Origin of the sequence: Pseudomonas sp. p99-361 (assembly GCF_003935475.1) — a bacterium.
Taxonomy (GTDB): Bacteria; Pseudomonadota; Gammaproteobacteria; order Pseudomonadales; family Pseudomonadaceae; genus Aquipseudomonas; species Aquipseudomonas juntendi.
The window spans coordinates 1-7,431 of the sequence record NZ_RHQO01000117.1 but is presented as its reverse complement, the minus strand read 5'-3'; the positions used below and the strand labels follow the sequence as shown (position 1 = coordinate 7,431).

Below are 7,431 nucleotides of genomic sequence, written 5' to 3'. Positions count from 1 at the left end.
GGCGCTCGATCTCACAGGCGCTGAAGATGCTCCGGCTACCCTTGCCAGGAACCATAGAATCTCCCACAGGTACTGCATAAGCCCTGAGGCCTGTGCGGTCAATGTGGGAGCTGGCTTGCCGGCGATGAGGCCGGTACAGGCTTACTCGATGAAAGTGACCACACCACCTTCCAGCGACTTCACCCGGGCCAGCGATTCAACGCGGTAGCCCTGGCTGTCCAGCTCGGCGCGGCCGCCCTGGAACGACTTCTCGATGACGATACCCAGGCCGGCCACGGTGGCGCCGGCCTGCTTGATGATCGAGATCAGTGCCTGCGACGCCTTGCCGTTGGCCAGGAAGTCGTCGATCACCAGCACGCGGTCGCTGCTGTTGAGGTGGCGCGGCGAGATGGCCACGGTGTTCTCGGTCTGCTTGGTGAAGGAGTACACCGAGGCGGTCAGCAGGTTTTCGGTGAGTGTGAGCGACTGGTGCTTGCGGGCGAAGATCACCGGTACGCCCAGCTTCAGGCCGGTCATCACTGCCGGGGCAATACCCGAGGCTTCGATGGTGACGATCTTGGTCACGCCAGCATCGGCGAACAGGCGGGCGAACTCGTCACCGATCAGCTGCATCAGCGCCGGGTCGATCTGGTGGTTGAGAAACGCGTCCACTTTGAGGACCTGATCGGAAAGCACGATGCCTTCTTCGCGAATCTTCTGATGCAGTGCTTCCACTGTGATTTCCTCGATGTAACAAAGGTGGCCGCTGGAGGCGGCAATATTAAAGAGTAATGGTTGATCAGCGTTTGAGCATTGCCCGGATGTCGGCCAAGGCGTTGTTGCCGCGTGCCGCCTTCACCTCGACCGGGGCGTCGTCCAGGCCTTCCCAGGCCAGGTCGTCGGGTGGCAATTCGTCGAGGAACCGGCTGGGCGTACAGTCGATGATTTCACCGTACTGTTTGCGCTTGGCGGCGAAGGTAAAGGCTAGGGTCTGGCGGGCGCGTGTGATACCCACATAGGCCAGGCGGCGCTCTTCTTCGATGGTGTCGGCCTCGATGCTGGAGCGGTGCGGGAGGATTTCCTCTTCCATGCCCATGATGAACACGTAGGGGAACTCCAGGCCTTTGGAGGCGTGCAGCGTCATCATCTGCACCCCTTCGGCGTTCTCTTCTTCTTCCTGCTGGCGCTCGAGCATGTCGCGCAGCACCAGCTTGCCGATGGCGTCCTCGATGGTCATGTCACCCTCTTCATCCTTTTCGAGGGTGTTTTTCAGTGCGTCCACCAGGAACCAGACGTTGCTGATGCGGAAATCGGCGGCCTTGTCGCTGGCGGTCTGCTGGCGGATCCAGTTTTCGTAGTCGATGTCGCGGATCATCTCGTGCAGCGCGGCAATCGGGTCTTCCAGGGCGACCTTCTGGCGTACCCCGTCCAGCCAGTGCTTGAAGCGCTGCAAACGCTCGGTATAGCGGGCGTCCAGGTGTTCACCCAGGCCCAGCTCGTCGCTGGCGGCGTACATGGAAATGCCGCGCTCGGTGGAATAGTTGCCGAGCTTTTCCAGGGTGGTGGAGCCGATCTCGCGGCGCGGCACGTTGATCACCCGCAGGTAGGCGTTGTCGTCGTCCGGGTTCACCAGCAGGCGCAGGTAGGCCATGAGGTCCTTGACCTCCTGGCGGCCGAAGAAGCTGTTGCCGCCCGACAGGCGATACGGCACCTGGTGGTGCTGCAGTTTCAGCTCGATCAGCTTGGCCTGGTAGTTGCCGCGGTAGAGGATGGCAAAGTCGCTGTACGGGCGGTTGGTGCGCAGGTGCAAGGTGAGGATCTCCATGGCCACCCGTTCGGCCTCGGCTTCCTCGTTCTTGCAGCGGATCACGCGGATCTCGTCGCCTACACCCATCTCGCTCCACAGCTGTTTTTCGAACGCGTGCGGGTTGTTGGCGATCAGCACGTTGGCACAGCGCAGGATCCGGCTGGTGGAGCGGTAGTTCTGTTCGAGCATCACGATCTTCAGGGAGGGGTAGTCCTCCTTGAGCAGCATCAGGTTCTCGGGGCGGGCACCGCGCCAGGCATAGATCGACTGGTCGTCGTCGCCCACCACGGTGAACTGGTTGCGCATGCCGATCAGCATCTTCACCAGCAGGTACTGGCTGGCGTTGGTGTCCTGGTACTCGTCCACCAGCAGGTAGCGCACGCGGTTCTGCCAGCGCTCCAGCACCTCGGGGTGTTCCTGGAACAGCTTCACCGGCTGCAGGATCAGGTCGTCGAAGTCCACTGCGTTGAACGCCTTGAGCGTGCGTTGGTAGTGGGTGTAGACGATGGCGGCGGTCTGCTCGCGCGGGTTGCGCGCCTTTTCCAGGGCTTCTGGCGGCAGGATCAGGTCGTTCTTCCAGGCACCGATCATGTTCTTGATCTCGTCGATGCCGTCGTCGCCTGAGTATTCCTTCTGCATGATGTCCGACAGCAACGCCTTGATGTCGGACTCGTCGAAGATCGAGAAGCCCGGCTTGTAGCCCAGCCGCTCGTGTTCCTTGCGGATGATGTTCAGGCCCAGGTTGTGGAAGGTACACACCGTCAGGCCGCGACCTTCCCCCGGGCGCAGCAAGGTGCCAACCCGCTCCTTCATCTCGCGCGCGGCCTTGTTGGTAAAGGTCATCGCCACGATGTACTGGGCACGAATGCCGCAGTTCTGGATCAGGTGGGCAATCTTGCGCGTGATCACGCTGGTCTTGCCCGAGCCTGCACCGGCGAGCACCAAAAGAGGGCCGCCGACATAGTCACGGGCTTCCTGCTGCCGGGGATTGAGTCGGGACATGCTAGAAACCGGGGGTCGCCAGAAAATAGCCGCGCATTCTAACAGGCATGGGCCCGTTGTGGCGTGACCGTCTGACGTCTGAGTCAGACTTTTATTGGCGCCCTGTATTAGTCAGGCTAATGCCAGGCACTGGAAAAATCGTATTTGCCGAACGGGCCTGATTTCGCGCAGGATGCACGACAAAATACGTCGGGTCGCCGCAGAGTCCGGTGTATGTATAAAATTGAAAATCATTTTCATCAATGCAGTAGCATATTCATCTTCTCTCGTTGTGCCGTGAAGCCCTAAGGAGCCCGCTTGTCCACGCCTGTCGAACCTCTGCGTTTGCTGCTGTTGGCTGATGAGCCGGAATGGGCCGTGCTGCTGCGCGAGTGCGTGCAGGGGTTGGGCGGCACTGCAGTGCTGTTGACGGCGCCCTCCTGGGAGGCCGTCGACAGCCTTTTCAGCCATGACCGGCAAGCCGTGGTCCTGGCGACTGCGGCACTGCAACCAGCGCCGGGGCGCTGTGAGCTGCCGACCATCCTGCTGCTGGACGACGAGCCCGCGGTGGCCCCCAGCGGCGTCAGCGACTGGCTGGTGCGCCAACAACTCAGCACCGATAGCCTGCGCCGCTCGCTGCGGCATGTGCGCGAACGCGGTGTGCTGGTGGCCACCTTGCAGCGCCTTGCCGAGCAAGACCCACTGACCGGTATCGCCAACCGCCAGGGCTTCCAGGCCTTGCTCACGGCACGGCTGGCTGAAAACGAAGGCCGGGGCGTTGCCCTCGGCCACCTCGACCTGGACAACTTCCGCCACGTCAACGACGCCCTTGGCCACCAGAGCGGTGACCGCCTGATCCTGCAGGTTGTGGCCCGGTTGAAACACCAACTGGAAGCGGGGGACCAATTGGCGCGCCTGGGCAGCGACGAATTCGCGCTGCTGATCGACACGCGCCGCGACCCGAACCGCGCCGAATGGATTGCCGAACGCATCGTCGAGGCCTTGGCCGAGCCCTATTGGATCGATGGCGAAAGCTTGCTGTTGGGCTGCAGCCTGGGCCTGGCGCATGCCCGTGCCCAGGGCGGCGCCGACCCGCTGATGTGGCACGCGCACATCGCCATGCGCCAGGCCAAGGGTAGCCAGGGCTGCACCTTCCATGTGTTCAACGAGCGCATCAACCGTAATGCCCGCAGCCTGGCCGATCTGGAAAGCGAACTGCGCCGCGCCCTGCGCCGGGATGAACTGGAACTGCACTATCAACCCCGGCTGAACCTGGCCGATGGGCGCATCGTGGGGCTCGAGGCGCTGGTGCGCTGGCGGCACTCGGACCGGGGGCTGCTACCGCCCTGCGAGTTCGTGCCGCTGGCGGAGCAAAGCGGCCTGATCGTGCCATTGGGCTACTGGGTGATTTCCCGTGCGCTGCGCGACATGCAGGCATTGTGCGAACGCGGCCTGGAGCCGCTGCACATGGCGGTCAACCTGAGCTTCCGCCAGTTCCAGGATAGCCAGCTGCTGGCCACCTTGAGCCGGCTGATCCTCGAGCACGGGGTGGATGCTCGCTGGCTGGAATTCGAACTGACCGAAACGGCGGTCATGCGCCGCAACGAGCTGGTACGCCAGACCATGGATGCGCTGGGCCGACTGGGCGTGCGCTTCTCGCTGGATGACTTCGGCACCGGTTTTTCGTCGTTCGTACACCTGAACAGCCTGCCGATCACCTTGCTCAAGGTGGACCGCAGTTTCGTGGCCGAAATGGAAATGCGCGAGGAAAACCGCAAGCTGGTGCACGCCATGATCAACCTGGCGCACAACCTTAACCTTGAGGTGGTGGCTGAAGGGGTGGAGAGTGAGGAGCAACTGGAGCTGCTGCGCGGGTTTGGTTGTGACCAGGTGCAAGGTTTTCTGGTCAGCAAGCCACTGCCGGTGGGGGAGTTGATGGAGTTTTTGCTGCAGGCGCCTGACCGTCAGTTGGGGGTTGTCCTTTAGGGCCCTTTCGCGGGCATGCCCGCTCCCACAGGGGGCGCGCACTGTACCTGTGGGAGCGGGCGTGCCCGCGAATAGGCCCTGAAGTCAGGCCGAGGCGGTAGCCTCTCCACCAATCCCAGCTTTGCGCAACAACCGCTTCATCCGCCACTCAAAACCAAAGGTCAGCGCCACCGCCGCGCACGCCAGCCCCAGCGCCAACCCCCACCAGATCCCGACCGCCCCGCCGCCCAGGTTGAACGCGAACAGCCAGGCGCTCGGCGCGCCTACCAGCCAATAGCAGCACAGCCCGATAAGGAAGGTGGTCTTGGCATCTTTCAGGCCGCGTATGGAGCCCATGGCGATGGTCTGCATGCCATCGAACAACTCGAACCAGGCGGCCACCATCAACAAGTGCACCGCCAGTTGGTAGATGGCGGCAAAGCCCGGGTCATTACGGTCTATGAACAGGCTCACCAGCGCCTCGGGCAACAGCAAAAACAGCGCGGCAAAGGCAAACATCACGGTTGCCCCGAAGCCGATGCCCACGCGCCCCGCGCTGCGCGCCGCCAGCAGGTTGCCGGCGCCGTAGTACAGGCCCACGCGCATGGTTACCGCATAGGAGAGCCCTGTCGGCACCATGAATGCCGTGGACACGATCTGCAGGGCGATCTGGTGGGCCGCCAGTTCGGTGCTGCCCAGCACCCCCATGCACAACGCGGCAAAGGCGAACAGGCCCACTTCCACCATGTAGGTGCCGCCAATCGGCAGGCCCAGCCGCCACAGCTCACGCAGGGCGTGCAGCGATGGGCGCGACAGGCCCTTGCGCAGCGGGTAGGCGGCATAGGCCGGGTGCCAGCGGATGTACAACGACAGGGCAATGGCCATGCCCATCGACACCACCGCAGTGACCAGGCCGATACCCATCAGCCCGAGCCTGGGCAGGCCGAACATGCCCTCGATCAGCGCCACGTTGAGCAGGTAGTTCAGCACCGTGCCGACCAGGCTGATGACCATCACCGGGGTCGAACGGCCAAGGGCACTGGTGAACCCGCGCAAGGCCATGAAGGTCAGGTAACCGGGCAACGCCAGCGGCAGCAGGGTCAGAAACTGGGCAGCCGAGGCCACGTTCTCGGGCTGTTGCCCAAACAGCAGCAGTACCGGCTCAAGGTTCCACAGCACCAGCGCGGCGAACAGCGCCAGGCCCCAGGCCAGCCACAGGCCGTTCTGGGCCAGACGGGTGGCCCCTTCGATGTCGTTGGCGCCCTTGCGAATCGCCACCAGGGTACCCACTGCGGCGATCACCCCCAGGCAGAAGATCGACACGAAGGAATAGCTGGCCGCGCCCAGGCCACCGCCGGCCAAGGCCTGCGGGCTGATGCGGGCCATCATCAGGGTGTCGGTCAGCACCATCAGCATGTGCGCCAGCTGCGAGGCGATCAGCGGCCCGGCCAGGCGCAACAAAGCCTTGAGTTCTGTAGTGGGCGCGACGTGCATGGGCTGTCCTTGTTCCTGAGGTGATCAACGAAGCGCGATTCTGAGGCTTTGGTCAACTTTGCACAAAAGGATAAAAGCGATAGTTGGCATGAGTTGAACTCATGCCTGCAAGTTTCGGATAATTCGCCTCTGTCCCTAGATTGCAGGTGCCTCATGTCGCGCCAGCTACCTCCGCTGTATGCCTTGCGCGCATTCGAGGCCGCCGCGCGGCTCAGTTCGTTCACTCGCGCGGGCGAAGAGCTGTCGATCACGCAAAGTGCCATCAGCCGGCATATCCGTACCCTGGAAGAGCATTTCGCCTGCCGCCTGTTCGTGCGCAGTGGCCGCAACCTGCAACTGACCGAAGCTGGGCGGGTATTGCTGCCGGGGGTGCGCGAAGGCTTTGCCGCGTTCGCCCGTGCCTGTGAAACCCTGTGTGGTGAAGATGACATCCTGCGCATGAAAGCACCTTCGACCCTGACCATGCGGTGGCTGCTGGCCTGCCTGAGCCGGTTTCGCCACCTGCAACCCGGTAACGAGGTACAACTGACCAGCGCCTGGATGGATGTGGACCATGTGGACTTCAACCAGGAACCGTTCGATTGTGCCGTGTTGCTCAGCGATGGCGTGTTCCCGGCAGACTGGGAGGTACGCAAGCTGTTCCCGGAGTTGTTGATTCCGGTCGGCGCACCGGACCTGCTTGGCGAAAAGCCCTGGGGCGTGTCCAGGCTGGCCGGTATCGAGCTGCTGCACCCCACGGTGGACAAGCGCGACTGGCGTGACTGGCTGCAGCGCATGGGCCTCGCTGGCAAGGTATCGCTCAAGGGTGGGCAGGTTTTCGACACGCTGGAGCTGAGCATGATTGCCGCAGCGCGTGGCTACGGCATCTCCATCGGCGACTTGCTGATGGTGGCCGAGGACGTGGCGCAGAAGCGCCTGAGCCTGCCCTGGCCGACGGCGGTGCCCAGTGGCATGGATTACTACCTGGTGTGGCCGCGTACCCGGCGCGGGAGCGAGCGGTTGCGGCGGTTGAGTGCGTTTCTGGAACAGGAGGTAGCGGCCATGGATCTTCCGGATGTGGAAATACTGCCGCCCCTTTGATGGCTTGCACTGGCCTTGTCGCCGGCAAGCCAGCTCCCACAGGGGTCCCCTTAGGGCTGACAGGTGTTTGCCACAAGGTATGGCAGCGCCTGTTAGAGCGAGCGCCGCCCGCGCGGCGCAATCGC

General features: G+C 63.1%; 5 protein-coding genes. 2 read left to right on the top strand and 3 right to left on the bottom strand.

The features are described from left to right. Positions 1 to 141: 141 nt before the first annotated feature. Together EGJ22_RS25315 and rep are read right to left on the bottom strand one after the other, a co-directional pair. Positions 142 to 714 carry a xanthine phosphoribosyltransferase gene (locus tag EGJ22_RS25315; RefSeq protein WP_009683322.1) on the bottom strand — a complete coding sequence of 191 codons (573 nt, stop codon included), beginning with the start codon at positions 712 to 714 and terminating at the stop codon, positions 142 to 144. Positions 715 to 778: 64 nt separating this feature from the next. Next, on the bottom strand, positions 779 to 2,788 hold the full coding sequence (gene rep, locus EGJ22_RS25310; protein ID WP_029887601.1) for a DNA helicase Rep: 2,010 nt from the start codon (positions 2,786 to 2,788) through the stop codon (positions 779 to 781). A 297-nt stretch (positions 2,789 to 3,085) separates the two neighbouring features. On the opposite strand from rep, the gene EGJ22_RS25305 reads away from it, so the two are divergent. Further along, on the top strand, positions 3,086 to 4,753 hold the full coding sequence (locus tag EGJ22_RS25305) for a bifunctional diguanylate cyclase/phosphodiesterase (protein ID WP_029887600.1): 1,668 nt from the start codon (positions 3,086 to 3,088) through the stop codon (positions 4,751 to 4,753). Positions 4,754 to 4,837: 84 nt separating this feature from the next. Here the strand turns inward: EGJ22_RS25305 and EGJ22_RS25300 are convergent, their stop codons facing one another. Further along, complete coding sequence (locus tag EGJ22_RS25300; RefSeq protein ID WP_029887599.1) at positions 4,838 to 6,226, bottom strand: NorM family multidrug efflux MATE transporter; 1,389 nt, start codon at positions 6,224 to 6,226, stop codon at positions 4,838 to 4,840. A gap of 153 nt (positions 6,227 to 6,379) precedes the next feature. On the opposite strand from EGJ22_RS25300, the gene EGJ22_RS25295 reads away from it, so the two are divergent. Further along, positions 6,380 to 7,306, top strand: a complete 927-nt coding sequence (locus EGJ22_RS25295) for a LysR substrate-binding domain-containing protein (RefSeq protein WP_125920453.1) — start codon at positions 6,380 to 6,382, stop codon at positions 7,304 to 7,306. Positions 7,307 to 7,431: the final 125 nt, after the last annotated feature.